Consider the following 26,057-nt stretch of genomic DNA (forward strand, 5'->3'; position numbering starts at 1 on the left):
CGTTTTTGGCGCATTTTTACTGACATCGCGCCATCTTGGCCGACATCGCCAGGGTCATTCGGCCATGCCCCGCAACGCCAGGCCTCCGATCGCCTTCGTCGAGCGCCGCGCCAGCGCCCGCAAGGCCACCGCCCTCCTGGCCTACGCCCAGCACCCGGACGGATCGCGCTTCCCCTGCCGGGTCCAGAACCTCTCAGACGGCGGCGCGATGCTGGAATTCCTTGGCCCGCACGTGGTCGTCCTGGAAACGGCCTTCGACCTCGTCCTGGCCAATTCCGATATGCGCTACGCGGTGAAGCTCATCTGGCGGAAGGAGCGGACCGCCGGGGTGTTGTTTTGTGTGTGAAGGTTGATTGCTTAAAAAAAGCAGCCGGCATGCAAAAGCTCGATACTTTCCAGCACTTACACTGACGATTATTCATTACAACCACAATAACGCGCTGGGCCCAACGAATTTCAGGCCGTAACCTCGCATTCGTAAAATTATCGCCGATGCGAAACTTTTGGTGAGCGCGCTGGGACTCGAACCCAGGACCTACAGATTAAAAGTCCGTTGCTCTACCAGCTGAGCTACGCGCTCGCGTCCGCGGGACCGCCGGGGGCGGCCACAGGGGGACGGCGCGTTCGCAATAGGTGAGCGGGGCCGGGGGGTCAACACGGGGTTGTGGGTGGCGCCTATTCGCTGTCGCCGCGGGCGCGCTCGACGATGCCTCTTGCCTCGGCGAAAGCGGCGTCCGGGTCGAGCGAAGTCGTGTCGAGGCGGATTGCGTCGTCGGCCATGCGCAGCGGCGCGGCGGTCCGGGAGGCGTCACGGGTGTCGCGGGCCTCGATATCGGCCAGGATCGCCCCGAAGGTCGCGGCCTCGCCGCGGCCGGCGAGTTCCAGGTGGCGGCGGCGGGCGCGCTCCTCGGACGAGGCGGTGATGTACAGCTTCACGCTGGCATCGGGGCAGACCACCGTGCCGATGTCGCGCCCGTCCAGGACGGCGCCCTGGGGATCGGCCGCGAAGCGCCGCTGCCAGGCCAGCAGGGCGGCACGGACTTCCGGCACCGCCGAGATCCGCGAGGCCGCCTCGCCCATGGCGCGCTCGCGCAGGCGTGGATCGTCCAGCCTGTCGGCGTCGAGGGCATGCGCGGCCCGGGACGCGGCCTCGGGATCGTCGAGGGACAGGCCGGCATCGATCAGCGCCAGCGCCACCGCGCGGTAGAGGAGCCCCGTGTCGAGATGCGGCAGCCGGTAATGGTCGGCCAGCCGCTTGGCCAGCGTCCCCTTGCCCGAGGCGGCCGGGCCGTCGATCGCGATGACGAGCGGCATGATGTCAGGCCCCGATCCGGCCGCCGAGGGCCTGCATGGACGGCAGGAAGCTCGGGAAGCTCGTGGCAATCATCGCGCCATCGTCCACCGTGACCGGCGCCTTCGTGGCGAGCCCCATCACCAGGAACGCCATGGCAATCCGGTGATCGAGATGGGTCGCCACCGTGCCGCCGCCCGGCGCGGCCGTGCCGTCTCCCTCGACCACGAGGTCGTCGCCCTCCACGCTGTGGCGGACGCCGTTGGCGGCAAGCCCGGCCGCCACGGCCGCGAGGCGGTCGGATTCCTTCACCCGCAATTCGTGCAGGCCGTTCATCCGGGTGCGGCCCGCGGCGAAGCTCGCGGCCACGGCCAGCACCGGGTACTCGTCGATCATCGCGGGCGCGCGCTCGGGCGGGACATCGACGCCTGTGAGGCGGCTCATGCGCACGCGCAGGTCGGCCACGGTCTCGCCGCCCTCCTCCCGCTCGGCCACGCGCTCGATCTGCGCGCCCATCTCCAGCAGGGTGGTGATCAGCCCGGTGCGCAGCGGGTTCATCATCACGCCCTCGATAACCACGTCGGAGCCGGGCACGATCAGCGCCGCCACCAGGGGGAACGCCGCCGAGGACGGATCGGCCGGGACGATCACGTCGGTACCGCGCAGCTTCGGCTGCCCGGTGAGCGAGATCTTGCGGCCGTGGCCGCCCGGCCCGTGCGGCTCGACGCGGACCTCGGCGCCGAACAGGCGCAGCATCCGCTCGGTGTGGTCGCGGGTGGCGGCCGCCTCGATCACCGTGGTGGTGCCGGGGGCGTTGAGGCCGGCGAGCAGCACCGCCGACTTGATCTGCGCGGAGGCGGCGGGCGTCTCGTAGGTGATCGGGATCGCCTCGTTGAGGCCGCGCAGGGTCAGGGGCACGCGCCCGCCCTCGGCCTCGGACAGGACCTGCGCGCCCATGCGGGTGAGCGGGTCGAGGATGCGGCGCATCGGGCGCGAGCGCAGGGACGCGTCGCCGTCGAAGGTCGCGGTGACCGGCTGGCCGCCGACGACGCCCATCATCAGCCGCGAGCCGGTGCCGGCATTGCCGAAATCCAGGACCTCGGCCGGGTCGGTCAGGCCGCCGATGCCGACGCCGCGCACCACCCAGCGCCCCTCGCCGAGGCGCTCGACGCCGGCGCCGAGCGCCTTCGCGGCGGCGGCGGTGCGCAGCACGTCGTCGCCCTCGAGCAGGCCCTCGACCCGGGTCTCGCCCTGGCTCAGCAGCCCCAGGATCATCGCCCGGTGCGAGATCGACTTGTCGCCCGGCGGACGCAGGCGCCCGGTCAGCGGCGTGCCCGGCGCGGCGGTGAGGGGCTGGGGAGGCGAATCGTGCGACACGGGGCGTCCGTTCGGGAATCTGGGGTGGGCCGGGATCCGGCGCGTCGCGTGGGTGCGCCGCGGCGCTGCAATCGGACCGTGAACTGGCGGCGCGGTTAACACGCGCACCGGCCCGCGTCATCCGTCGTCGCCCGTCGGCCGGGCGGCCCAAATAGGCCGGTCCGGGTCGATTGACAGGTGCGGAAGCCGCGACTAACGGGGCCCCTCCCCCGAGACAGCGAAAGACGACGAGGTTCCCGCCCGTGGCACGACCGGAACTTGGCATGAAGCGCCAGTGCATGAGCTGCGGCGCGAAGTTCTACGACCTCGCCCGCGATCCCGCCACCTGCCCGAAATGCGGTGCGGTCTATCAGGCGGCGACGAGCCGCGTCGCGGCCCCCGCCCTGGCGCGGGGGCCTGAGGCCGACGACGAGGATGAGACGGACGAGAAGGGGCCGGAGCTGGTCTCCCTGGACGAGGTCGAGGCCGCCGAGGACGAGGCGGATCCGACGCCGGAGGACGACACCGCCGAGGACGGCGACGCCGCCGAGGACGACACCTTCCTCGAGGAAGAGGATTCCGGCGACGACGTCTCCGACCTGATCGACGGCGAGATCGAATCCGACGAAGAAAGCTGACCCCTGCCGGCACCCATTCGGCGAAGAGACTGCGACGGTTGGGTGCCGCCGCGAAGAGCGGCGAAGAAAGGCCAAAAAAAGGGGTTGAGTCCGCGTCACGAGCCGCCTATAGAACCGGCGTCGCCGGACGCAACCCGGACGGCGAGACCCCGCGGGACCCAAACCGCGGTGGACAAGTGGGGCCTTAGCTCAGCTGGGAGAGCGCTTCCATGGCATGGAAGAGGTCATCGGTTCGATCCCGTTAGGCTCCACCATTCTTCCTTCAGCGTGACGCGGCCGGTTCAGGCCGGCTCCGCTGGGAAACTCTAAAAACGCCTTATCCAGCAAACGACCCGGTCACCGGGTCAGGTGCCCGAGCGGCAGCGCCGTCGTGTACTTCACTTGGCCCAGCGCGAAGCTGGAGCGGATGTTGGCCACCCCTGGGATGCGGGTGAGGTGGTCGAGCACCAGCCGCTGGTACTGGCCGAGATCCTCCACCACCACCCGAAGCATGTAGTCGGCCTCGCCGCTCATCAGGTAGCATTCCATCACCTCCGGGCGGCTGCGCACCGCCTCGTCGAAGGCCTGGAGGGCGGCCTGGGTCTGCTTCTCCAGGGAGACGTGGACGAACACGTTCACCGCGAGCCCAAGGCTCATCGGATCCACCACCGCGACGCAGCCCCGGATGATCCCGGCCTCCTTCAGGTCGTTGACCCGGCGCCAGCACGGCGAGGTGGAAAGCCCGACCTGCTCGGCGAGGTCGGCGATGCTGATCTCGCTGTCCTGCTGCAGGCGCTCGAGGATGCGCAAGGAGGCGGCGTCGAGATGGGCCGGTCGGGAGACCATTTTTTGTTCTCCGGTTCGCGATCGGCATAGCATGCCGCCAATCGGGGGATGGCAGGAAAGTTTTGGCGCCGATCGATGTTGGCGCCTCTTTTCGCCATGCGCCCATCGTCATTGCGAGCGCGGCGAAGCAACCCAGAACGGCGCGCGATCTCCAACCGTGGCGGTTCCCTAGGTTGCTTCGCTGCGCTCGCAATGACGGTGAGGGATGGACGAAACGGACGACCCATCTGAGTCAGGCGGAGGCGACGTCACCAACAACGGTACGATCAACCGCATTCGCGCACCATCCCGGCAAAATATGCCAATCATCGTCCTTCGATGACAAAACTTCGGCATGTCGCCCCGCGCGGCAACCCGTATGCTCCGATCAAAAGCTGGGAGCCGCGCCGATGAACGCCATACCGCCGAGGACGACGATCGCGCGGTCCGCCGAGGTCGATCACGATCCGGCCGAGACGCAGGATTGGCTGGCCGCCCTCGAATCGCTGTTCCGCAATGAGGGCGCGGCGCGGGCGCGGTTCATCCTCGACCGTCTGGAGCGGCGCTCGAAGGAGATCGGCATCCTCGACGAGGCCCTGCCCTACTCGCCGTATCGAAACACGATCGCCCTGGAGAAGCAGCCGCGCTACCCGGGCGACCTCGACATCGAGGAGCGGCTGACATCGATCATGCGCTGGAACGCGCTCGCCATGGTGGTGCGCGCCAACATGGCCTACGGCGAGCTCGGCGGGCACGTGGCGAGCTACGCTTCGGCGGCGGAGCTGTTCGAGGTCGGGTTCAACCACTTCTTCAAGGGCGGCCCGGACGGCGACCTCGTCTACTTCCAGCCGCACTCGGCGCCGGGCGTTTATGCCCGCGCCTTCCTGGAGGGGCGGCTCTCCGAGGAGCAGCTGAAGCATTACCGCCAGGAAATCGCCGGCGACGGCCTCTGCTCCTACCCCCATCCCTGGCTGATGCCGGATTTCTGGCAGGTCCCGACCGGCTCGATGGGCATCGGACCGATCCACGCGGTCTATCAGGCGCGGTTCATGCGCTATCTCGGCCATCGCGGCCTGGTCGACACCTCGGGCCGGCACGTCTGGGGCGTGTTCGGCGACGGCGAGATGGACGAGCCGGAATCGATCGGCGGCCTGGCGCTCGCCGCCCGGGAGAAGCTCGACAACCTCACGTTCGTCATCAACTGCAACCTGCAGCGGCTGGACGGCCCGGTGCGCGGCAACGGCCAGATCATCCAGGAGCTGGAGAGCCTATTCCGCGGGGCGGGCTGGAATGTGATCAAGGTGCTGTGGGGCTCCGAGTGGGACGCGATCTTCGCCCGCGACACCAACCACGCCCTGCTGCGCCGCTTCGCCGACACCGTGGACGGCAAGTATCAGACCCTCGGCGCCAAGGACGGTGCCTACAACCTCGCGCATTTCTTCGGGGAGGACGCGGAGGTCCGCGAGCTGGTGGCGCACATGTCGGATGCCGACGTGGACCGGCTGAAGCGCGGCGGCCACGATTTCCGCAAGCTCTACGCCGCTTTTGCCGCCGCCAAGGCCACGAAGGGCCGGCCGACCGTGATCCTGGCCAAGACCAAGAAGGGCTACGGCATGGGCGGCGCGGGCGAGTCGCGCATGACCGCCCATCAGGCGAAAAAACTCGACGTGGACGCGCTCCGCGCCTTCCGCGACCGCTTCGCCCTGCCGCTCTCCGACGCGCAGGTGGAGGGGCTGGCCTTCTACAAGCCGGCCGAGGACGGCGCCGAGATGCGCTACCTGCGCGAGCGCCGCGAGACGCTGGGCGGCGTGCTGCCGGCCCGCCGCCGGACCGCGCCGACCGTGACGGTGCCGCCGCTCTCGACCTATGCGGGCTTCGCCCTGGAGGCGGCCGGCAAGGAGATGTCGACCACCACCGCGGTGGTCCGGCTGTTCGGCAACCTCTTGAAGCACAAGGATCTCGGGCCGCGGGTCGTCCCGATCGTCGCCGACGAGGCGCGCACCTTCGGCATGGCCAACCTGTTCCGGCAGGTCGGGATCTACGCCCCCGAGGGGCAGCTCTACGAGCCGGAGGATGCCGGCTCGATGCTGTATTACCGCGAGGCGCGGGACGGGCAGCTGCTGGAGGAAGGCATCACCGAGGCCGGAGCGATCTCGTCCTGGACCGCGGCGGCCACGTCCTACAGCGTACACGGCCTGTCGATGCTGCCGTTCTACATCTACTACTCGATGTTCGGCTTCCAGCGGGTCGGCGACCTGATCTGGGCGGCGGCCGATCAGCGAGCCCGCGGTTTTTTGATCGGCGCCACGGCGGGCCGCACGACGCTCGGCGGCGAGGGCCTGCAGCACCAGGACGGCTCAAGCCACCTCGCCGCCGCCGGCATCCCGAACTGCCGGGCCTACGACCCGGCCTTCGCCTACGAGATGGCGGTGATCGTCGATCGCGGCGCCCGGGCGATGATGGAAGAGGGTGAGGACGCCTTCTACTACCTCACCGCCATGAACGAGAACTACGCCCAGCCCTCCATGCCGCAGGGGGCTGAGGCCGGCATCCTGAAGGGGATGTACCGCCTGTCGGGGCCGGATTCGGCGCCCGCCGCGGTGCGGCTGCTGGGCTCCGGGGCGATCCTGCCCGAGGTGATCGCGGCGGCCGGCCTGCTGGCGCAGGATTGGGGGATCGCCGCCGAGCTGTTCAGCGTCACCAGCTTCAGCGAGCTGGCCCGCGACGCCCGGGAGGCCGAGCGCCAAGCGATGCTCCACCCGGAGGCCGAGGCGCCTCTGAGCCACGTGGCCGCCCTGCTGCCGGGCACGACGCCGGTCGTGGCGGCGACCGACTACGTCCGGGCCTATCCGCAGCTGATCGCCTCCTATGTCGGGGCGCGGTTCGTGACGCTGGGCACCGACGGGTTCGGCCGCAGCGATACCCGCAACGCGCTCCGCCGCTTCTTCGAGGTGGACCGGCAGCACGTCGTGATCGCCGCCCTGCACGCGCTCGCCGAGGCCGGCACGGTACCCCGCGCCACGGTCGCCGAGGCGATCCGGCGCTACGGCATCGACGCGGATACGCCGGCGCCCTGGACGATCTGAGACATTCAACCCGCACCCTCCTCCTGAGGTGCCGGAGCGTAGCGGAGGCCTCGAAGGAGACCTCCAGCCGGCCGCGCGATCCCTGGAGGTCTCCTTCGAGGCTGCTGCGCAGCACCTCAGGATGAGGGGAGTGGGTGGGAAGCCACCGGACGTCACAAACGCTTCGCGAGGCCCACCCCGAACCTCGCCCCACCAAAAAACAATCCGCCCAAGACAAGCCACGGAAACCCGCCCGCATGAGCGCCGCGCTGCAGATCGCCCTCCCGGATATCGGCGACTACCGGGACGTGCCGGTGATCGAACTCCTGGTGAAGCCGGGTGACCGCCTCGCCGTGGACGACCTGATCCTCAGCATCGAATCCGACAAGGCGACCATGGAGGTCCCCTCCCCGGTGGCCGGCACCGTGCGGGAATTCCTGGTCGCGGTGGGCTCGAAGGTCTCGGAAGGCACGCCGATCCTCGTGGTCGAGCCGGCAGAGGACGGCGAGGCGGCACCGGCACTGGAAGCCCCGCCGGCCGCAACGCCACCGGAGGCGGCTGCCGGACAGGGCGCGGGTCCCCTCTCCCGCACGGGAGAGGGGGACCGTCGCGCACCGGCCCAGCCGTCGAACGACGATCAGCGGCCCGTCACGTCCGGCGACGTCCATGCCAGCCCGTCGGTGCGCCAGCTCGCCCGCGAGCTCGGGATCACCCTCGACCGGGTGCCCGCCACCGGCCCCAAGGGGCGGATCCTGCGGGAGGACCTGCACGCCTTCGTCAAGGCGGCGCTCCAGGCCCCGGCCCAGGCGCCGGTCGCACCCTCGGGCATCGGCGCCGGCCTGCCGCCCTGGCCGGAGGTCGACTATGAAAAATTCGGCCCGGTGCGGCGGGAGCCGCTGTCGCGGATCCAGACCATCTCCGGGGCCAATCTCAGCCGCAACTGGCTCACCATCCCGCACGTGACCAATTTTGACCGGGCCGACGTCACCGAAATCGAGGCGTTCCGGGTCGGACTCAACAAGGAAACCCGCACGCCCCCGGCCCGGGTCACCATGGTGGCCTTCCTGATCAAGGCCGCCGCCCTGGCCCTGAAGGCCTATCCACGCTTCAACGCCTCGCTGGCGGGCTCCGACCTCGTCCTGAAGGACTACGTCCATGTCGGCTTCGCGGTGGACACCCCGAAGGGCCTGATGGTGCCGGTGGTCCGCGACTGCGACCGCAAGGGCCTGATCGAGATCGCCACTGAGATGGCGGCACTCGCCGACAAGGCACGGGCCGGCAGCCTCTCGGGCGCGGACATGCAGGGCGGGTGCTTCTCGGTCTCGTCGCTCGGCGGCATAGGCGGCGACGGCTTCACCCCGATCATCAACGCCCCCGAGGTCGCGATCCTGGGCGCGGCGCGCTCGCGGACGGAGGCGGTCTGGGACGGCCAAGCGTTCCAGCCGCGGCTGATCCTGCCGCTCAGCCTGTCCTGGGACCACCGGGTCGTGGACGGCGTCGCCGCCGCCCGCTTCCTCGGCCATATCGCATCGGTCCTTTCGGACCTGCGCCGGGCGCTGCTGTGACGGCGATGATGGGTGCACTGCTCTCTCCTCCCCCTTGCGGGGATGACCCGGAGGTGGGCGTGGTGCCGAAAGAGGCGCAGCGGTGCCTTCTGCACCACCCCCACCCCTGACCCCTCCCCGCAGGGGGGAAAGAAAAATCGTGGCAACTCAACTGCCTGCTGCCCATCCCAACAGACTGTGATCGCCGCCGCCATGCCCGAGACCCGCGAGATCCGCGTCCCCGATATCGGCGACTTTTCCGGCGTGCCGGTGATCGAGATCCCGGTGGCGCCGGGGGACGCCGTCGCCCGCGACCAGACCCTGCTCGTTGTCGAATCCGACAAGGCGACCCTCGACATCCCCTCGCCCGTCGCCGGCCGGCTGGTGGAGATGCTGGTCAGCCTCGGCGACACCGTCTCGGCTGGGACGCTGATCGCCCGCGTGACGGTGGACGCCGAGAGCATCGCGCCGGCATCGGCACCGGCGCCATCAGGCGGCGACCCGGAGATGTCCTGCGACGTGCTGGTGATCGGCGGCGGGCCCGGCGGCTACGCGGCGGCGTTCCGGGCCGCCGATCTCGGACAGCGCGTGATCCTGGTGGAGCGCGAGGCGACGCTGGGCGGCGTCTGCCTGAATGTCGGCTGCATCCCCTCGAAGGCTCTGCTGCACGTCGCCGCCGTCACCGAAGAGGCCGGAAGGCTCGCCGCCCACGGGATCAGCTTCGGCGCGCCGACCGTCGATCTCGACAAGCTGCGGGCGTTCAAGGCCGGCACCGTGCGGCGCCTGACTGACGGGCTCACCCAGATGGCCCGCCAGCGCAAGGTCGAGGTCGTGCGCGGCACCGCGCGCTTCGCCGGGCCGAAAGCGGTCTTGGTTACTTTGCAGGCGGGCGGAAGCCGCGCTGTCGGGTTCCGAAGCGCCATCGTGGCGGCGGGCTCGTCGCCGGTCAGCCTGCCGATGCTGCCCGATGACCCGCGGATCGTGAATTCCACGGGGGCGCTGGAGCTGCCCGTCGTGCCCCGCCGCTTGCTTGTCATTGGCGGCGGCATCATCGGCCTGGAGATGGCCACCGTGTACAGCGCGCTCGGCGCCCGGGTCGACGTGGTCGAGCGCCTGCCGAACCTCCTTGAGGGGGTGGACCGGGACCTCGTGGCGGTCTGGACCAAGCGCAACGCCCACCGGTTCGACCGGATCCGGACCGGCGCGGAGGTCGTCTCGGCCGCCGCCACTCCGGACGGCATCGCCGTGACGCTCGCGGGCGAGGCGGAGCCGCAGATCTACGACCTCGTGCTTCAGGCGGCGGGGCGCCGGCCGAACGGCGACGCTCTGGGCCTCGACATCGCCGGTGTCGCGGTGGAGCGCGGCTTCGTGCCGGTGGATTCGCAGATGCGGACCAACGTGCCCCACATCCTGGCGGTGGGCGACCTCGTCGGGCAGCCCATGCTCGCGCACAAGGCGGTGCACCAGGGCCACGTCGCCGCCGAGGTGGCCGCTGGCCACAGAGCGGGGTTCGATGCGGCGGTGATTCCCTCGGTGGCCTATACCGATCCGGAGATCGCCTGGGCCGGCCTCACCGAGAGTGCCGCCAAGGCCGCCGGACGCGCGGTCGAGGTGGCGCGCTTCCCCTGGGCTGCCTCGGGCCGGGCCATCGCCAACGGCGCCGATTACGGCCTGACCAAGCTGCTGTTCGACGCGCAGACCAAGCGGATCGTCGGCGGCGCCATCGTCGGCCCGAGCGCGGGCGACATGCTCGGAGAGATCGTGCTGGCGATCGAGATGGGCGCCGATGCCACGGATATCGGCCGCACGATCCACCCGCACCCGACGCTCGGCGAGACCATCGGGCTGGCCGCCGAGGCCGCGCTCGGCCTCTGCACCGACCTGCCCCCGGCCCGGCGCTCGGCATAGGCTCGACCCCATGGCCCAGGTTGGCTAAACCAGCGGCCGCGAGGCCGGGGCCGCGTCGGTGGTGCCGACGATCCTCAGAAGAACAGGACGCCTCCGACCCGGGAGGATTCGGGCCGAGACGATGCGGTGGGCCGAATTCATCTGTCCGGGACGTTCCGATGCGCAGCCTCACCTTCACCCGACTTGATCCGCGGGCGGTCAAACGCTGCGTCGCCTTCCTCGTGCGGCGCGACTGGGCACTCCATCTTGGCCTCGCGGCGGCGCTTGCGGGGATCTCGATGAGGCCCGCCGCCGTCGCGGCCGAGGCGCCCGCCGCCGCCCAGCCGCAGGCTGCTTTGATCGCGTCGTTGCAGAGCCGCGTGCTGGCGGCGCACAGCGCGACCCTGGCGCTGGAAAGCTGGTGTGCCGACCACAAGCTCGCCGGCGACCCGCATCTCGTCGCCCGGCGCATGGACGTGGCCGACAAGCCGCTCAGCGCCGCGCAGCGCACCCGCTTGGCGATCGGCCCGGAGGAACCGGTGCGCTACCGCCGGGTCCGGCTGGCCTGCGGCGACCGGGTTCTGTCGGAGGCCGACAACTGGTACGTCCCGGCGCGCCTGACCCCTGAGATGAACGCGACCCTCGACAGCACCCGCACGCCCTTCGGCCGGGTGGTCCGCCCGCTGGAGCCGACGCGGCAGACCATCGAGGTCCGTCCGTTCCCGCAGGCGGCGGCGCCCGGACCCGACGACAAGCTGTTCGAGGTTGATGCAGTGCTCTCCACCGGCGCCGGCCAGCCCTTCTGCGAGGTCGCAGAGACCTATCTGGGCGGTGCGCTGCCCGAAGCTTCGCGATAAGAGAGCCGCAAACGGCCGGTTCGGGAGGAATGTCGATGCGTCGCGTGGTCTTGGCGTTGCTTGCGGTCTTGCCGGTCTGCGGCCCGGCCCTGGCGGCTGATCCGGCCGGACTCTGGCTCACCGAAACCGGCAGCTCCCGCGTGAAGATCACCCCCTGCGGCGGCGGCTATTGCGGCACCATCGTCAGCGCCCCCGGCAAGGCGCTCGACGCCAAGAACCCGGACCCGGCCCTGCGCAGCCGCAGCGTCGTGGGGGTGCAGATCCTCAACGCCCAGAAGGCGGATGGGCCGAGCTACACGGGTTCGCTCTACAACCCGAACGACGGCAAGACCTATTCCGGCTCGCTGCGGCTGACCGGCCCGAACGCGCTCGAAGTCTCGGGCTGCGTGATGAGCGTGTTCTGCAAGAGCCAGACCTGGACCCGGGTGAACTGACCACCGCCCACGATGACGCAGTCGCGGGCTCGTGACGGATCAATTGCGCACGATCGAAGCTTCCCTCTCGACAGAGACAGGGACCTTCATGACCAAGATGATTTTCGCCGCCGCGATCGCGACCTGTTTGGTCGGGCCGGCCTCCGCCCAGGTGATCGAATCCCCGACCAGCACCGCCGTGGTCGTGCCGCCCGGCGCCCCCGGTGTGGTGACGCCGCAATCGAATTCCACCGGCAGCGAAGGTGCCATCACCTATTCGCCCACCGGCCAGCCGGCGGATTCGATCTCCAACGATTCCGCCGCCGCCGGCAATGCCAACCAGCCCTCGCGGGTCGCACCGCAGGGCGGTGGCGGCGGCAAGTAAGCAAGTCACCGAGCATGAAGAGGGCCGCGCCGGAGACGGCGCGGCCCTTTCTTCGTGAACAGCACGACACCTTAGGCTGCCTCGGTCAGCGCCTGCTCGATCGCGTCCAGGGCCGCCTCGGCGCCGGCGCCGTTGGGGCCGCCGGCCTGGGCCATGTCGCGGCGGCCGCCGCCGCCCTTGCCGCCGAGCGCACCGGCGCCAGCCCGGACCAGCCCGACCGCGTCGTAGCGGCCGGTCAGGTCCTCGGTGACGCCGACCACGAGGCCGGCCTTGCCGTCGGCCGAGACTCCGACGATCGCCACGATGCCGGAGCCCAGGCGCTTCTTCTCCTCGTCGATGATCGGCTTGAGGTCGCGCATGTCGAGACCCTCCACCACCGAGCGCCGGAACGCGACGCCGCCGATCTCGCTCTGGCGGGCGTTCGAGCCCGTGCCGGACTCACCACCCATCGCCAGCTTGCGGCGGGTGTCGGCCAGTTCCCGCTCCAGGCGGCGCTTCTCGTCCATCAGGGCCGTGAGGCGGTCGGGCGCCTCCGTGACCGGCGCCTTGAGAATGCCGGCCAGCGCCGCCAGGGTGCGAGCCTCCTCGGCCCGGTGATGGCGGGCCGCGTCGGCGGTCAGCGCCTCGATCCGGCGCACGCCGGCCCCGACCGCGCTCTCGCCGACGATGGTGATCGCCCCGATATCACCGGTCCGGCCGGCATGGGTGCCGCCGCACAGCTCGATGGAAAAATTCTTGAGCCGTCCGCGCTCGGTCTCGGCGCCGTCCACATCGACCGGCAGGCCCATCGAGACGACGCGCACCTCGTCGCCGTACTTCTCGCCGAACAACGCCCGGGCGCCGGACGCGATGGCGTCGTCCACGGCCATCAGCTTGGTCACCACCGGCGCGTTCTGGAGCAGCACCGCGTTGGCGATGTCCTCCACCCGGGCGAGCTCGTCCGCCTCGATCGGCTTCGGGTGGCTGATATCGAAGCGCAGCCGGTCGGGGCTCACCAGCGAGCCCTTCTGGGCGACGTGGTCGCCGAGCACCTGCCGCAGGGCCTCGTGCAGGAGGTGGGTGGCCGAGTGGTTGGCCCGGATCGCCTTGCGGCGGGCATGGTCGACCTTCAGCTCCACCGGCTGGTCGAGGCTGAGCGTCCCCTCTTCCACGCTGACATGGTGGACGAACAGGTCGCCGAGCTTCTTCTCGGTGTCGGTGACGCGGGCCTTCAGGCCAGCGCTCAGGATCAGGCCGGTATCGCCGACCTGACCGCCGGATTCCGCGTAGAACGGCGTCTGGTTGACCAGCACAAGGCCGGTCTGCCCGGCTTCCAGGCTCTTCACCTCGGCGCCGTCGCGCAGCAGCGCGGTGACGATGCCCTCGGCGGCCTCGGCCTCGTAGCCCAAAAACTCGGTGGCGCCGACGCGCTCGCGGATGCCGAACCAGACCGTCTCGGTGGCGGCCTCGCCGGATCCCTTCCAGGCCTCGCGCGCCGCCTGCTTCTGGCGCTGCATCGCGGCGGTGAACGCCTCCGTGTCGACGCCGATGCCGCGGGCCTTGAGGGCGTCCTGGGTCAGGTCGAGGGGGAAGCCGTAGGTGTCGTAGAGGGTGAAGGCGGTCTCGCCCGAGAGCTTGTCGCCGGATTTCAGCGCGCGGCTCTCCGAATCGAGAATCGACAGGCCCCGCTCCAGGGTACGGCGGAAGCGGGTCTCCTCCAGCTTCAGGGTCTCGCCGATCAGCGCCTCGGCGCGCATCAGCTCGGGGTAGGCCTGGCCCATCTCGCGCACCAGCGTCGGGACGAGGCGGTACATGGTCGGCTCGCGGGCGCCGAGAATCTCGGCATGGCGCATGGCCCGGCGCATGATTCGGCGCAGCACGTAGCCGCGGCCCTCGTTGCCCGGCAGCACGCCGTCGGCGACCAGGAACGAGGAGGCGCGCAGGTGGTCGGCGATCACCCGGTAGGACGCCATCGTGGCCGGCTCGGGGGCTCGCGAGACCGCATGCGCCACGGCGTCGATCAGCGCCTTGAACAGGTCGGTGTCGTAGTTCGAGTGCACGCCCTGGAGGATCGCCGCCATGCGCTCCAGGCCCATGCCGGTATCGATCGAGGGCCGCGGCAGCGGGTTGCGCACGCCGGGTTCCAGCTGCTCGTACTGCATGAACACGAGGTTCCAGAACTCGAGGAAGCGGTCGCCGTCCTCGTCCGGGGAGCCGGGCGGGCCGCCCTGAAGCGCCGGCCCCTGGTCGATGAAGATCTCCGAGCACGGACCGCAGGGGCCGGTATCGCCCATCTGCCAGAAATTGTCGGAGGTCCCGATCCGGATGATCTTGTCGTCGGAGAAGCCGGCGATCTTTTTCCACAGGTTCGCGGCCTCGTCGTCGTCGGCATAGACCGTGACGAGCAGCCGGTCGGGCTTCAGGCCAAATTCCTTGGTGATCAGCGTCCAGGCCAGCTCGATCGCCCGGTCCTTGAAGTAGTCGCCAAACGAGAAGTTGCCGAGCATCTCGAAGAACGTGTGGTGGCGCGCCGTATACCCGACATTGTCGAGGTCGTTGTGCTTGCCGCCGGCGCGCACGCATTTCTGCGCCGTGGTCGCCCGGTCGTAGGCGCGCTTCTCGACGCCCGTGAAGACGTTCTTGAACTGCACCATGCCGGCGTTCGTGAACATCAGCGTGGGGTCGTTCTTCGGGACGAGGCTCGACGAGGGCACGGGCTCGTGTCCCGCCCGCGCGAAGAAGTCGAGGAAGGTCGACCGGATCTCGTTGACGCCGCTCATCGAGGCTGACTCTAGCAGAGGCCTAAAGGACTGGACCGCCACCCGTTTCAAGCGGGGCCCGCATGGCGCCCTCTTAGAGCCGTTCCCGATCGCGTAGCAATCGCGAACGGCTCTCAGTCCCCCGCCGGACCGGCCTCCGGCTCGGCGGTGCGCAGGCTCGGTGCCGGGAAACAGGCCCCATCACGAACAACCCTGCCGCGAAAACACCCGGCTCCGCCGCACGGCCGCCACAAGCGCGGCCGTGTTGTCGCCACATCTGTCAAGCGATGATGAACCCGTGGCGCCGTCAAGGGCGCGTGAGGAATCGGACAGACGATGCAGGGCCGCACGGTCGGATCGCCGAGGAACGTCACGAGCAAGCAGGGCCGGTTCGGGTCCGGCCGGGTCGATGCCATCACCGCACAGCCGATGCTCGGCCGTGCCCATGGGAGCGTTCCGGCGCTGGCCCGCTCGGTGCTCACCGTCGCGCTGATCGCCGGCGGCCTCAGCGCCGCCCTGATCGGGTCGGGGGTCGATCTCGGCAAGGTCGGGCTGAGCCAGGCGGTCTCCTCCGCCCAGGCCGCCACCGAATTGCCGATGCCGCGCCCGCGAATCCATACCGTGGCGCTGAGCGAGGAGCTGGAGCGGACGCCGCTGCGCGCCTCGGCGAGTTTCGCCGCCGTCCACGACCTCGATACCGCCGTCGGCTCCAACGGCGTCGACCGGGTGTCCTACGACTTCCTGCTCTCGGAGAGCGCCGGCGGCGACCCGAACGACATCCTCGAATTCGGCCCGATGAAGATCCGGCGCCACTTGGTGCAGACAATCGTGCGCGCCGCCCAGGCGGTCCAGACCGATCCGGTCCTGCTGATGGCGGTGGCTGACAAGGAATCGAGCTTCGTCACGGCGGTCCAGGCCAAGACTTCCTCGGCGACGGGCCTCTACCAATTCATCGAGCGCACCTGGCTCGGCGTGGTGCGCGACTTCGGCCCGAAATACGGGCTGGAGAGGGAGGCCGCCCTGGTCTCCTCGGATTCCAACGACCGGCCGGTGATCACCGACGCCGCCGAGCGCGCCCGGGTGCTCGAACTGCGCCGCGATCCCTATCTCTCGGCGCTGATGGCCGGCGAGATGCTCAAGCGCGACGCCGCCCGCATCGCCCAGCGCATCGGCCGCGAACTCACCCTCGGCGAGGTCTACCTGGCCCACTTCCTGGGCGCGGACGATGCCGGCGAGTTCCTGGCCAACGTCATGAACAAGCCGGCCGCCGCCGCCGCCGCCCTCCTGCCGGGCCCGGCCCGGGCCAACCGGTCGATCTTCTTCGCCGCCGGGCGCTTCGTCGGCCGCGGCCGGCACCGGAAGCCCGCCAGTCTCTCGGTGGCCCAGGTCCACGAGAAGTTCGAGACGATGATGAGCACCCGCGGCACCCGCTATCAGAACGTCCGGGCGGTCTCGGGGATCATGGCCTACGCGGATGCCGAGACCGGGCTCGCCACGCAGTAAACCCTGAGCGAGCGGGTCCCTATTCGCGGTCCCGCGCGCAACTCCCTGCGTGCTGCCGACTTTCGTCCCTAAGCGCCGCGTTAGCGTGCGGCGTGAACCGGAGACTTTCGGAGGGCGTTCTTGAGAAAGCCTCTGTCGAGCGCGGCCACGCCGCTCACTGATACGCTCTCGCCGAGCAGCATCCCGCTCGACCAGATCGGTCAGACGCTCGCCTCGATCTATGACGATTTGGTATCAGAGGGCGTGCCGGAGCATTTGGCCGCCCTGGTCCGCCGGGTCCGGCAAACCGATGCCGAGGCCACCGCGCCGCACGAGCCGCCCCCCCTCGTAGCCGACGGCCCAGTGCCGCGCCTCGCCCTGGTGGTCGAGGACGATCCCGAGATCCGCGCGTTGGCCGAAACCCTGCTGGAAGAGACCGAGCTCGACGTGGTCGGCTGCGACAGCGCCGAAGCGGCGCTGACCGTGCTCCAGGCACGGGGCGGCGACGTGGCCCTGGTCTTCGCCGATGTCCGGCTCGCCGGCGCCATGGACGGGCTGCAGCTCGCCCGGGCAGTGGCGACCTTGTGGCCCCGGGCCCGGCTGGTGATCACCTCGGGCCACGGCATCCGCCGGCCGGACCTGCCCCGCGAAGCGGTGTTCATCGCCAAGCCCTGGCGGCCCCTCGACGTGCTGGTCGAGGCCGAACGGGCGACCACCGATCCGGCGCCGCCCGTCACCTGAAGCGGCGCAAGCGGCGTCGGGCCCGGCCCTTGCATTGACCGCCGCCATATCGGCGCGAGCCCGGAGCCCCTGTCTTTGCCGATCCTGTCCGTCCGTCACCGCACGGTCTACCGGTACCGGCGTCCGGTCGCCTTCGGCGAGCACCGGATCATGTTCCGGCCCCGGGACAGCTACGATCAGCGCCTGATCGAGGCGTCGCTGGAGATAACCCCCGAGCCCGCTTCGCTCCGGTGGATGTTCGACGTGTTCGGCAATTGCGTCGCGGTGGCGACCTTCGGCACCCGCGCCGAGACCCTGACCTTCGAATGCGGCATCACCCTCGACCACACCCCCGAGCACGCCCCGGTCTTCCCGCTGGCGCCGCACGCGACGCATTACCCGTTCGGCTACGGCGCCGAGGACATGCCCGACCTCGCCCGGTCGATCGAGCGGCAATGGCCCGACCCGCGCCATGAGGTCGATGCCTGGGCGCGCAGCTTCATCCCGGGCCAGGGGCGGATCCCGACGCAGGAGCTGCTGGCCGACATGACCCGCAGCGTGCGGGCGAACTTCACTTACCTCGCCCGCTCCGAGAAGGGCGTGCAGGACCCGCTGACCACCCTGCGGAGCAAGCGCGGCTCGTGCCGGGATTTTGCGGTGCTGATGATGGAGGCGGTCCGGGCGCTCGGCATGGCCGCCCGGTTCGTCTCCGGATACTTGTACAACCCGCGCAACGACCGCGCTCGCCATGTCGGCGGCGGCTCGACCCATGCCTGGCTGCAGGTCTACCTGCCCGGCGCCGGATGGATCGAATTCGACCCGACCAACGGCATCGTCGGCAACCGCGACCTCATCCGCGTGGCGGTGACCCGCGATCCGGCACAGGCCGTGCCTCTGCACGGCTCCTTCTTCGGGCTGGCCAGCGACGACCTCGGCATGCGGGTGGATGTCGACGTGATCGAACTGCCTGACGAAGAGGCACAAATACGCGGGTTTCAGGCTCGTCCACCACTCTTGGCGCGTTGAAATCCCAAATCCGGACTGCGCAATGCGGGGCGACCCGCCGGGGCGAGAGGACACAGGTGGCCGTGATGAAGATCAGGACCGGATACGACATCGCGTTCAGCCTCACCCAGCCGACGCCCATGATCCTGATGCTGAGCGTCCACCCGTCGCGGATGCCCGACCTGCTGACCCCGCAGACGATCAATTTCGATCCGTGGATCCCGGCGCACGAGTACCGGGACGTGTACGACAATGTCTGCCACCGGATCGTCGCGCCGCCGGGCCTGCTGACCATCTCGGCCGATTTTACGATCCAGGATTCCGGCCTGCTCGACGAGTACGCCCCTGATGCCCAGCAGATCCCGGTCCAGGACCTGCCCGACGACGTGATGGTCTACCTGCTGGGTTCCCGCTACTGCGACACCGACAAGCTCTCGCAGACCGCTTGGTCGCTGTTCGGGGGCACGCCGGAGGGTTGGGCGCGGGTGCAGGCGATCGTCGGCTACACCCACGAGCGCATCCGCTTCGACTACCAGCGCGCAGACGCTACCCGCACCGCCCATGACGGCTTCATGCAGCGCGAGGGCGTCTGCCGGGACTTCGCGCATCTCGCGGTGGCCTTCTGCCGGTGCATGAACATCCCGGCCCGCTACGCCACCGGCTATCTCGGCGATATCGGCGTCCCGAAGGACCCGGCGCCCATGGATTTCTCCGCCTGGTTCGAGGTCTATCTCCAGGGTCCCTACGGCCCGCGCTGGTACACGTTCGATGCACGGCACAATCGCCAGCGGATCGGCCGGATCGTCATGGCCCGGGGCCGCGACGCCACCGATTGCGCGATCTCGACCAATTTCGGCTACGCCCACCTGGCGCGCTTCGACGTCCATACCGACGAGGTCGACTGACCGGGCAGGCGCGATCGCCGAAGATGGTAACCAGTTTTCGCGCGACGCCGATGCAGAACCGGGCCCTCGGCGCAGGGCACGCACAAACCCGCTTACGTATTCCAGCGCCAGTCAAAATCTTCTTCGGGGCGTGGAACTGCCAACCTATGCTCACGCTTGTAATAGCAAAGGTTATCGCACAGGCAGGCACCCCATGAAGACCTCGGCCACCGCGCTCGCGGCGCTCCTCGCCGCAACTGTTCTTGCCGCCGCCCCGGCGCTGGCAGCGCCCGCCTACGACCCGTTCGGCGCGAACGGCGCCGAAGAGTATTATTCGGATCCGGGCCAGTACGGCTATCAGGGCACCCCGGGCTTCGGCCAGGGCGTGCAGGACGCGCCGCAGGCCCAGGTCCAGCCGATCCCCCGCGAGATCGTGGCGTTCAACGCCCCCTACGCGCCGGGCACGATCGTGGTCTCCACCGCCGAGCGCCGTCTGTACTTCGTGATGGGCAACGGCGAGGCCATCCGCTACGGCGTCGGTGTAGGCCGTCCGGGCTTCAGCTGGAGCGGCGTCAACAAGGTGACCGCCAAGCGTGAGTGGCCGTCCTGGACGCCCCCGAAGGCCATGATCGCCCGCCGTCCCGACCTGCCGCGCTACATGGCCGGCGGCATCGAGAACCCGCTCGGCGCCCGCGCCATGTATATCGGCAACACCGAGTACCGCATCCACGGCTCCAACGAGCCGGACACGATCGGCCAGGCGGTCTCCTCCGGCTGCATCCGCATGACCAATGACGACGTCACCGATCTCTACGAGCGTGTGAAGGTCGGCGCCAAGGTCGTCGTGCTGAACTGAGCCTCTCTGTTCGAGGTCTACGCCGCGTCGCCCTCGCCGGGCGGCGCGGCGCCGTCATGTCTGCGCCGATCAGGGCACCACGTGACCGACTGCGGTCTGCGGCGGGCTGAACGAGGCGATCGGGAGATCGCAGAAGCAGCGCACGCCGAGGGGGCGCGGACCCGGCAGGGGGCAGGCGAAGGGTTTTGGGCCGGTGAGGCCCTGCTGGATGGCGTCGCAATTGTAGCCGACGGGCTGGCGCTCCCGGCGGCGCGGCGCCGGGCGGTAGCCGCCTTCGTAAGCCGGATCGTCGTAGCCGGGCGGCGGGCCGCCATATCCGCCGCCATACTGGGCGAACGCCGCCGAACCCGGAAGCGCGGCGGCGAGCGCCAGCGCGGCGACGGTGAGCCGGAACGGGGCCCGCAGCCCGGAGCGGCCATGTCTGGAGAGGCGCATTCCTGATCCTTTCGCGCGACGCAAACTCATCACCCGTGCGCTCGCGACTTCGACGGCAATACCGGCGAAAACGAGACGACCCGCCTCCGAAAACCGGAAGCGGGCCGCAGCTTGAGATCCGCGGGACGGAGACGTCAGTGCGTCGAGCGCTCGGCGGCGTCCTGAGCGTTCTGGGCCGTCTGCCGGGCGGCATCCTGGCCCTGCTCCATGGCCTTGCGAGCCTCTTCGGTGCTCTGCTGGAGAGCCGATTTCGCGCGCTCGGCGCCCTGCTGCAGCGCGCTCTGGGCGATGCCGCTGAACTCCTTCGCCTGCGCCTGGATGGCGGCGAACTGGCTGCGCACGAACTCGGCCTGGTGCTGCATCGCCTCCTGGACGTCGCGCGAGCGGACGAGCTTCTGCGCCAAGTCGAACGCGGCGTTCACGTTCTGCTCGGCATATTCGAAGCCGCGGGAGGAGACGTCCTGCGCGTTGGTACGGGCGACCTCGGCCGAACCCTGGACCGTGTCGGCGGTCCGGCGGGCGGCACCGATGAAGCTGTCGAACGCCTTGCGGGCCTGCTCGACGCTCTTCTCGGCGAAATCACGCATCTCGGTCGGGACTTCATAGTTCGGGGGGGTGCTCATGCTCGTCTCCTCTCATATTCGGCTGTTGATGGCGCCTTGTGCACTGCACAATAACTGATTCGCCGCCATATGCCACCCGCGCCGCAGTCATTAAGGTTGACATGACGTAAACGTGTGACGGTTGGCGCAAGAGTCCAGCGTCGCAACGCAGCTGCCTTTACAATAGGGGTACGGTGGCGCGTGTTTCTCAGGCAAAGCGGGCCGGGGATGAGGGATCGCGTGTGGGTTCGAGGTCGCGGGCTTTGCAGACGACACTGACATCGACCGCCGGGGCAGACGAGGCCCCGCTGGCTGCCGCGTTCGCGGCCTGGGAGCGCCTGCCGAGCCTCGCCGCCGCCCTGGCGGATGCGGGCACGGTGTCGTTCGTGATCGATGCCGACGACGGGCGGGTCCTGCTCGCTTCGCCGGCCGGACACGCCGTCTGCGCCGGATTGGCGAGCGCCGACCTGCAGGCCGTGGCCCGACAGGTCGCCCGGGCCAATCCCCAGGATGCCGCACCCCGGCTCGCCCGCCTGTCGCTCGATGCGAGGCGGATCGCCCCGCCCACGCTCTGCCTGGTGGCCTGCGGTGCGCGCGACGACGGCCGGCCGGTTTTTCTGGTGGTGGCGACGACGCCGGTGAAGCTGCCGCGCGCCCGGCCGGCCGCCGCCGTCGCGCCGGAGGAGCCGGCACGTGAGCCTGTGCCCGCCGCCGCGCCGGTGCCGGTGCCGGCCTTACACAAGGGCGACCGCTTCCTGTGGCGCAGCGATGCCTCCGGTGCGCTGACGACGCTGAGCGGTTCCGAGGGCTTGGCCGGCCTGGTCGGCCAGCGCTGGCAGGATCTGGCCGAGACCGGCCGAATCACCGGTGCCGACGGAATGTTCGCGGCCCTGCGCGACCGGAGCACGTTTCGCGCCGAACCGGCCTGCCTCGATCTCGGACATGGTCCGTTCCAGGTGGAATTGTCCGGCGCACCTTTGGGCCGGGGGGATGCAGCCTTCTCCGGCTTCGGGGGCTTTGGGCTGGTGCGCAGCGTGCCGATCATCGCGGCGCCGGAGCCGGTTAAGGCGGTCGAGACGGCTGCGATCCCGAATACGGTTCCGGAGCCTACGCCGGTCGCTGAAGTGCTGCCGGAACCAGTAGCGGAGCAACTAGAGCCGGCTCTGGAAGCCCAGGCCGAAGCCCCCCAGCTCGTCGAACCGGAATTTTTCCCGGCAGCGAGCACTCCAGAAACCACGCCGCTGACATCCGAGCCGAAGCCCCCGGCCCCGATCCTCGAGCGGCCGGCGGCCGAGCCCTCGCTCTCGAACGATGAGCACGCCGCGTTCCGGGAGATCGCCCGGGCGCTCGGCGCCCGCTATGCCGGCGACGACGCCTCGGCGGGGACGCCCGCGCTGCGGCCCGAGGGTGGCGCAGTCATGCCGTTTCCCGGCACGCATCCCGGCACCCCGGAGGCCCGGGAGGCCACCGCGTCGCGGGATGCTGCATTCCTCGCCGCCCTGCCCCTGCCGACGCTGGTGCATCGCGACGGCGCGATCCTGGCGGCGAACCAAGCGCTCCTCGACGTCACCGGCTATGCCGACATTCCGGCGCTGGCCAAGGCCGGCCTCGACCGGCTGTTCCGCGGCCTGCCCCAGCCGGACGCGCCCGATCCGGCCGCGCGCCGCACCGCCATCGAGACCGCAGACGGCAGCGCCCGGGCGGTCGAGGTGATGGGCGGCGCCGGTACCTGGGAGGGTCGACCGGCGACCTGCCTGGTCCTGCGCCCCCTGGACGAGGCCGACCCGGCAGCCGCGCTGACCGCCGAGCGCCTGGCCCGCGAGGCCCAGGCCGAGCGGACCGCCGCCGCCGAAGCCGCCCTCGACGCGCTGGAGGCCGGGGTCCTGACCCTCGACGGCGCCGGCCGGATCGTGGCGCTGAACCGCGCCGCCGCCGAGCTGTTCGGCTGCGATCCCCGGGAGATCGTCGGCGGCAGCCTCGTCGCCCTGTTCGACCGGGAGAGCGTGCTGGCGGTGGCCGATGCCCTGCGCGGCGCGGCCAAGGAGCCGCGTGCGGTCTCGGTGGCCGGACGGGCGCTGACCATCGGCGTCTCGCCGGCCCGGGAGGACGGGCGCCGGGTCGCCGTGCTGAATGCCGCGCCGCCCGAAGCCCCGCCCAGCGCTGAGCCGGCTGCGCCCCCCGCCTCGGGCCTCGACGGGGCCCTGGTTCGGCTGGACCGCGCCTTCCGGGGTCCGCTCACCGGCATGGTCGAGCTGGCCGACGCGATGCTGAAGGAGCCGTTCGGCCCGCTGGGGGACGTGCGCTATCGCGGCTGCCTCGCCCAGATCAAGACCTCGGGCGCGCTGATACTGGAGCGGGTCGGCGAGCTTCTGGACCTCGCAACCGTGGAGGCCGGCGCCCTGCGGCTCGATCCGCGCCGGATCGCGCTCAACGACGTCGTGGCGGGCTGCGTCGCCCAGCTGCAGGGGGAGGCCGCCCGGGGCCGGATCGTGGTGCGTACGAGCTTCTCCACCGGGCTCGACGATCTGGAGGCCGACGAGCGCTCGGTGAGCCGCGCGGCGTGTCTCGTCATCGAGCATGCGATCCGGCGCTCCGTGGCCGGCGGCCAGGTCATCGTCTCGACCGGTTCCACGGAGAGCGCCGCGGTGGCGTTGCGGGTGCGGGATACGGGCGCCGGCGCGACCCAGGCCGCGCCCAACCCTGCCGGGGATGTCGAGGACGGGCTCGCCCTGCCCCGCGCCCTGGTCGAGGCCAATGGCGGGCGCCTTCAGCTCTCGGCACGCCCCGAGGACGGCACGCTTGTGGAGATCATCATGCCGACGCGCCGGGCCGCGAACGGGTGAAAACCGGGCGCGATCGGCGCTGTCCTCAAGTATTCGGAAACAGCCGGCTGCCGCTGACGTTTCAGCCGTCGTACTCCGCTTGACAGCGCATCGGCCGGGCTCCAAGCAAGCCTTACATTGCGCCCAATTGAGTTCCGGGTCTCATGACCCGGCTCAAGAGGGCCGGCGACGATATCGTCATCGTACGATGTCGGCTACGTTACTTTGGAAGTCCTGGCTGCGCGGCCGATGCCGCGATACGATCGGGCACCAAGCAGGGATGGAATGCCATGGAAGGCAAGGTCGTCGAAGTTCAGGCTGCGTGGCGTGAGGGTGCTCACGTGGACGACGCCCAGTATCGCGCGATGTACGAGGCGTCGGTGTCCGATCCGGACGCCTTCTGGGGTGAGCACGGCAAGCGCATCGACTGGATGACGCCGTTCACCAAGGTCAAGAATACCAGCTTTGCGCCCGGCCAGGTCTCGATCAAGTGGTTCGAGGACGGCAAGACCAACGTCGCCTACAATTGCATCGACCGGCACCTGGAGACCCGCGGCGACCAGACCGCGATCATCTGGGAAGGCGACAACCCGGACGAGTCCAAGCACATCACCTACCGGGAACTGCACGCGCAGGTCTGCCGGATGGCCAACGTCCTGCGCAATCGCGGCGTCAGCAAGGGCGATCGCGTCACGCTCTACATGCCGATGATCCCGGAGGCGGCCTACGCGATGCTGGCCTGCGCGCGGCTCGGCGCGATCCACGCCATCGTGTTCGGCGGCTTCTCGCCGGATTCCTTGGCCTCGCGCATCCAGGGCTGCACCTCCAAGGTGGTGATCACCGCCGACGAGGGCCTGCGCGGCGGCCGCAAGGTGCCGCTGAAGGCCAATGTCGACGAGGCGATCAAGCGGCTCGGCAGCGATCTCGTGGAGCACGTGATCGTCGTGCGCCGCACCGGCGGCAGCGTTGCTATGGAGCCGGGCCGCGACGTCTACTACGACGAGGCCGCCGAGCAGGTGACCGACCATTGCCCCGCCGAGGCCGTGGAGGCCGAACACCCGCTGTTCATCCTCTACACCTCGGGCTCCACCGGCCAGCCGAAGGGCGTGGTGCACACCACCGGCGGCTACCTGGTCTACGCGTCGATGACCCACCAATACGTCTTCGATTACCGCGAGGGCGACGTGTACTGGTGCACGGCCGATGTCGGCTGGGTCACGGGACACAGCTACATCGTGTACGGGCCGCTCGCGAACGGTGCGACCACGCTGATGTTCGAGGGCATCCCGACCTACCCGTCGACCTCGCGGTTCTGGGAGGTGGTCGACAAGCACAAGGTCAACATCTTCTACACCGCCCCGACCGCGATCCGCTCGCTGATGGGCGGCGGCGAGGGGCCGGTGAAGAAAACCTCGCGCCAGTCGCTGCGCGTGCTCGGCTCGGTGGGCGAGCCGATCAACCCGGAAGCCTGGGAATGGTACTACAACGTCGTCGGCGAGCAGCGCTGCTCGATCGTCGACACGTGGTGGCAGACCGAGACCGGCGGCATCCTGATCACGCCGCTCCCGGGCGCCACGGCACTCAAACCCGGCTCGGCCACCCGGCCGTTCTTCGGCGTGACGCCCGAGATGGTCGATGCCGAGGGCAAGGTCTTGCAGGGCCCCTGCGAGGGCAACCTCTGCATCGCCGATTCCTGGCCCGGGCAGATGCGCACGGTCTACGGCGACCACGAGCGGTTCGAGCAGACCTACTTCTCGACCTATCCGGGCAAGTACTTCACCGGTGACGGCGCCCGCCGCGACGCGGACGGCTATTACTGGATCACCGGCCGGGTCGACGACGTGATCAACGTCTCGGGCCACCGGATGGGCACCGCGGAGGTCGAATCCTCGCTGGTCGCCCACCCGAAGGTCGCCGAGGCCGCGGTGGTCGGCTACCCGCACAACGTGAAGGGCCAGGGCATCTACGCCTACGTCACCCTCAACGACGGCGAGGAAGGCGACGACGCCCTGCGCAAGGAACTCGTGACCTGGGTCCGCAAGGATATCGGGCCGATCGCCTCGCCGGACCTGATCCAGTTCGCCCCCGGCCTGCCCAAGACCCGCTCCGGCAAGATCATGCGCCGCATCCTGCGCAAGATCGCCGAGGACGATTTCGGCTCGCTGGGCGACACCTCGACCCTCGCCGAGCCGGCGGTGGTCGACGACCTGATCGAGAACCGGCAGAACCGGCCCTGATCGGTCCGGCCGCGACGACACGACGAGGCGGGCGCC

General features: G+C 69.9%; 21 protein-coding genes and 2 tRNA genes. 16 read left to right on the forward strand and 7 right to left on the reverse strand.

Annotated features, from left to right (window positions below; genetic code table 11):
* Positions 1-64: 64 nt before the first annotated feature.
* Positions 65-346 (forward strand): PilZ domain-containing protein, encoded by a 282-nt coding sequence (locus BM228_RS17595; protein ID WP_092042705.1) that lies wholly within the window; start codon positions 65-67, stop codon positions 344-346.
* Positions 347-504: 158 nt separating this feature from the next.
* On the opposite strand, the gene BM228_RS17600 is transcribed toward BM228_RS17595, so the two are convergent.
* The 3 genes from BM228_RS17600 to aroA all read right to left on the reverse strand — a co-directional run bounded on the left by BM228_RS17600 (position 505) and on the right by aroA (position 2,668).
* A tRNA-Lys gene (locus BM228_RS17600) sits at positions 505-580 on the reverse strand.
* Positions 581-675: 95 nt separating this feature from the next.
* Entirely contained in the window at positions 676-1,314 is a 639-nt protein-coding gene (gene cmk / locus BM228_RS17605) for a (d)CMP kinase (RefSeq protein ID WP_092042706.1), read from the reverse strand.
* Between the two features lie 4 nt (positions 1,315-1,318).
* Complete coding sequence (aroA, locus tag BM228_RS17610) at positions 1,319-2,668, reverse strand: 3-phosphoshikimate 1-carboxyvinyltransferase (RefSeq protein ID WP_092042708.1); 1,350 nt, start codon at positions 2,666-2,668, stop codon at positions 1,319-1,321.
* 242 nt (positions 2,669-2,910) lie between these two features.
* Between aroA and BM228_RS17615 the strand changes: the two genes are divergently transcribed.
* On the forward strand, positions 2,911-3,285 hold the full coding sequence (locus tag BM228_RS17615) for a TIGR02300 family protein (RefSeq protein ID WP_092042709.1): 375 nt from the start codon (positions 2,911-2,913) through the stop codon (positions 3,283-3,285).
* A 178-nt stretch (positions 3,286-3,463) separates the two neighbouring features.
* Positions 3,464-3,539, forward strand: a tRNA-Ala gene (locus tag BM228_RS17620).
* A gap of 82 nt (positions 3,540-3,621) precedes the next feature.
* On the opposite strand, the gene BM228_RS17625 is transcribed toward BM228_RS17620, so the two are convergent.
* Positions 3,622-4,110, reverse strand: a complete 489-nt coding sequence (locus BM228_RS17625) for an Lrp/AsnC family transcriptional regulator (protein ID WP_007564896.1) — start codon at positions 4,108-4,110, stop codon at positions 3,622-3,624.
* Positions 4,111-4,499: 389 nt separating this feature from the next.
* On the opposite strand from BM228_RS17625, the gene mdeB reads away from it, so the two are divergent.
* The 6 genes from mdeB to BM228_RS17660 all read left to right on the forward strand — a co-directional run bounded on the left by mdeB (position 4,500) and on the right by BM228_RS17660 (position 12,240).
* The gene (gene mdeB, locus BM228_RS17630) at positions 4,500-7,175 is read left to right on the forward strand and encodes an alpha-ketoglutarate dehydrogenase (protein WP_092042711.1); all 2,676 of its coding nucleotides are present in this window, start codon (positions 4,500-4,502) and stop codon (positions 7,173-7,175) included.
* A gap of 236 nt (positions 7,176-7,411) precedes the next feature.
* Positions 7,412-8,719, forward strand: a complete 1,308-nt coding sequence (locus BM228_RS17640; protein ID WP_092042714.1) for a 2-oxo acid dehydrogenase subunit E2 — start codon at positions 7,412-7,414, stop codon at positions 8,717-8,719.
* A gap of 192 nt (positions 8,720-8,911) precedes the next feature.
* A complete protein-coding gene (gene lpdA, locus BM228_RS17645) occupies positions 8,912-10,606 on the forward strand; it encodes a dihydrolipoyl dehydrogenase (protein WP_092042715.1) in 1,695 nt (564 codons plus the stop codon).
* Between the two features lie 158 nt (positions 10,607-10,764).
* Positions 10,765-11,442 (forward strand): hypothetical protein, encoded by a 678-nt coding sequence (locus BM228_RS17650; protein ID WP_092042717.1) that lies wholly within the window; start codon positions 10,765-10,767, stop codon positions 11,440-11,442.
* Positions 11,443-11,477: 35 nt separating this feature from the next.
* On the forward strand, positions 11,478-11,876 hold the full coding sequence (locus tag BM228_RS17655; protein WP_244537185.1) for a DUF2147 domain-containing protein: 399 nt from the start codon (positions 11,478-11,480) through the stop codon (positions 11,874-11,876).
* An 88-nt stretch (positions 11,877-11,964) separates the two neighbouring features.
* Positions 11,965-12,240: a hypothetical protein gene (locus BM228_RS17660; RefSeq protein WP_092042720.1), complete on the forward strand. Its 276-nt coding sequence runs from the start codon at positions 11,965-11,967 to the stop codon at positions 12,238-12,240.
* A 71-nt stretch (positions 12,241-12,311) separates the two neighbouring features.
* Here BM228_RS17660 and alaS read toward each other — a convergent pair whose 3' ends face one another.
* A complete protein-coding gene (gene alaS / locus BM228_RS17665) occupies positions 12,312-14,999 on the reverse strand; it encodes an alanine--tRNA ligase (protein ID WP_092042722.1) in 2,688 nt (895 codons plus the stop codon).
* Between the two features lie 315 nt (positions 15,000-15,314).
* Here alaS and BM228_RS17670 point away from each other — a divergent pair, with 315 nt between their 5' ends.
* The 5 genes from BM228_RS17670 (at position 15,315) to BM228_RS17690 (ending at position 19,925) form a co-directional block, all read left to right on the forward strand.
* Positions 15,315-16,481: a transglycosylase SLT domain-containing protein gene (locus tag BM228_RS17670; protein WP_092042723.1), complete on the forward strand. Its 1,167-nt coding sequence runs from the start codon at positions 15,315-15,317 to the stop codon at positions 16,479-16,481.
* A gap of 180 nt (positions 16,482-16,661) precedes the next feature.
* A complete protein-coding gene (locus tag BM228_RS17675; RefSeq protein ID WP_092042800.1) occupies positions 16,662-17,201 on the forward strand; it encodes a response regulator in 540 nt (179 codons plus the stop codon).
* 75 nt (positions 17,202-17,276) lie between these two features.
* The gene (locus BM228_RS17680) at positions 17,277-18,206 is read left to right on the forward strand and encodes a transglutaminase family protein (RefSeq protein WP_092042725.1); all 930 of its coding nucleotides are present in this window, start codon (positions 17,277-17,279) and stop codon (positions 18,204-18,206) included.
* 65 nt (positions 18,207-18,271) lie between these two features.
* Positions 18,272-19,090, forward strand: a complete 819-nt coding sequence (locus tag BM228_RS17685; protein WP_092042801.1) for a transglutaminase-like domain-containing protein — start codon at positions 18,272-18,274, stop codon at positions 19,088-19,090.
* A gap of 193 nt (positions 19,091-19,283) precedes the next feature.
* Positions 19,284-19,925, forward strand: a complete 642-nt coding sequence (locus BM228_RS17690) for a L,D-transpeptidase (RefSeq protein ID WP_092042726.1) — start codon at positions 19,284-19,286, stop codon at positions 19,923-19,925.
* Between the two features lie 69 nt (positions 19,926-19,994).
* Here BM228_RS17690 and BM228_RS17695 read toward each other — a convergent pair whose 3' ends face one another.
* Complete coding sequence (locus BM228_RS17695; RefSeq protein ID WP_092042728.1) at positions 19,995-20,360, reverse strand: hypothetical protein; 366 nt, start codon at positions 20,358-20,360, stop codon at positions 19,995-19,997.
* A 134-nt stretch (positions 20,361-20,494) separates the two neighbouring features.
* Positions 20,495-20,983 (reverse strand): phasin, encoded by a 489-nt coding sequence (locus BM228_RS17700; RefSeq protein WP_092042729.1) that lies wholly within the window; start codon positions 20,981-20,983, stop codon positions 20,495-20,497.
* A 242-nt stretch (positions 20,984-21,225) separates the two neighbouring features.
* Between BM228_RS17700 and BM228_RS17705 the strand changes: the two genes are divergently transcribed.
* Together BM228_RS17705 and acs are read left to right on the forward strand one after the other, a co-directional pair.
* Positions 21,226-23,805 (forward strand): PAS domain-containing protein, encoded by a 2,580-nt coding sequence (locus BM228_RS17705; protein WP_092042731.1) that lies wholly within the window; start codon positions 21,226-21,228, stop codon positions 23,803-23,805.
* A gap of 269 nt (positions 23,806-24,074) precedes the next feature.
* Positions 24,075-26,021 (forward strand): acetate--CoA ligase, encoded by a 1,947-nt coding sequence (gene acs, locus BM228_RS17710; protein WP_092042732.1) that lies wholly within the window; start codon positions 24,075-24,077, stop codon positions 26,019-26,021.
* Positions 26,022-26,057 lie beyond the last annotated feature (36 nt).

Source organism: Methylobacterium pseudosasicola (genome assembly GCF_900114535.1).
Taxonomy (GTDB): Bacteria; Pseudomonadota; Alphaproteobacteria; order Rhizobiales; family Beijerinckiaceae; genus Methylobacterium; species Methylobacterium pseudosasicola.

What these genes read in the sequence shown, in the direction of transcription:
- BM228_RS17625 (WP_007564896.1), bottom strand. Translation starts at nt 4,110, where the DNA reads ATGGTCTCCCGACCGGCCCATCTCGACGCCGCCTCCTTGCGCATCCTC.
- cmk (WP_092042706.1), bottom strand. Translation starts at nt 1,314, where the DNA reads ATGCCGCTCGTCATCGCGATCGACGGCCCGGCCGCCTCGGGCAAGGGG.
- alaS (WP_092042722.1), bottom strand. Translation starts at nt 14,999, where the DNA reads ATGAGCGGCGTCAACGAGATCCGGTCGACCTTCCTCGACTTCTTCGCG.
- mdeB (WP_092042711.1), top strand. Translation starts at nt 4,500, where the DNA reads ATGAACGCCATACCGCCGAGGACGACGATCGCGCGGTCCGCCGAGGTC.
- acs (WP_092042732.1), top strand. Translation starts at nt 24,075, where the DNA reads ATGGAAGGCAAGGTCGTCGAAGTTCAGGCTGCGTGGCGTGAGGGTGCT.
- BM228_RS17670 (WP_092042723.1), top strand. Translation starts at nt 15,315, where the DNA reads ATGCAGGGCCGCACGGTCGGATCGCCGAGGAACGTCACGAGCAAGCAG.
- lpdA (WP_092042715.1), top strand. Translation starts at nt 8,912, where the DNA reads ATGCCCGAGACCCGCGAGATCCGCGTCCCCGATATCGGCGACTTTTCC.
- BM228_RS17660 (WP_092042720.1), top strand. Translation starts at nt 11,965, where the DNA reads ATGACCAAGATGATTTTCGCCGCCGCGATCGCGACCTGTTTGGTCGGG.
- BM228_RS17695 (WP_092042728.1), bottom strand. Translation starts at nt 20,360, where the DNA reads ATGCGCCTCTCCAGACATGGCCGCTCCGGGCTGCGGGCCCCGTTCCGG.
- BM228_RS17640 (WP_092042714.1), top strand. Translation starts at nt 7,412, where the DNA reads ATGAGCGCCGCGCTGCAGATCGCCCTCCCGGATATCGGCGACTACCGG.
- BM228_RS17690 (WP_092042726.1), top strand. Translation starts at nt 19,284, where the DNA reads ATGAAGACCTCGGCCACCGCGCTCGCGGCGCTCCTCGCCGCAACTGTT.
- BM228_RS17595 (WP_092042705.1), top strand. Translation starts at nt 65, where the DNA reads ATGCCCCGCAACGCCAGGCCTCCGATCGCCTTCGTCGAGCGCCGCGCC.
- BM228_RS17650 (WP_092042717.1), top strand. Translation starts at nt 10,765, where the DNA reads ATGCGCAGCCTCACCTTCACCCGACTTGATCCGCGGGCGGTCAAACGC.
- BM228_RS17655 (WP_244537185.1), top strand. Translation starts at nt 11,478, where the DNA reads ATGCGTCGCGTGGTCTTGGCGTTGCTTGCGGTCTTGCCGGTCTGCGGC.
- BM228_RS17700 (WP_092042729.1), bottom strand. Translation starts at nt 20,983, where the DNA reads ATGAGCACCCCCCCGAACTATGAAGTCCCGACCGAGATGCGTGATTTC.
- BM228_RS17685 (WP_092042801.1), top strand. Translation starts at nt 18,272, where the DNA reads ATGAAGATCAGGACCGGATACGACATCGCGTTCAGCCTCACCCAGCCG.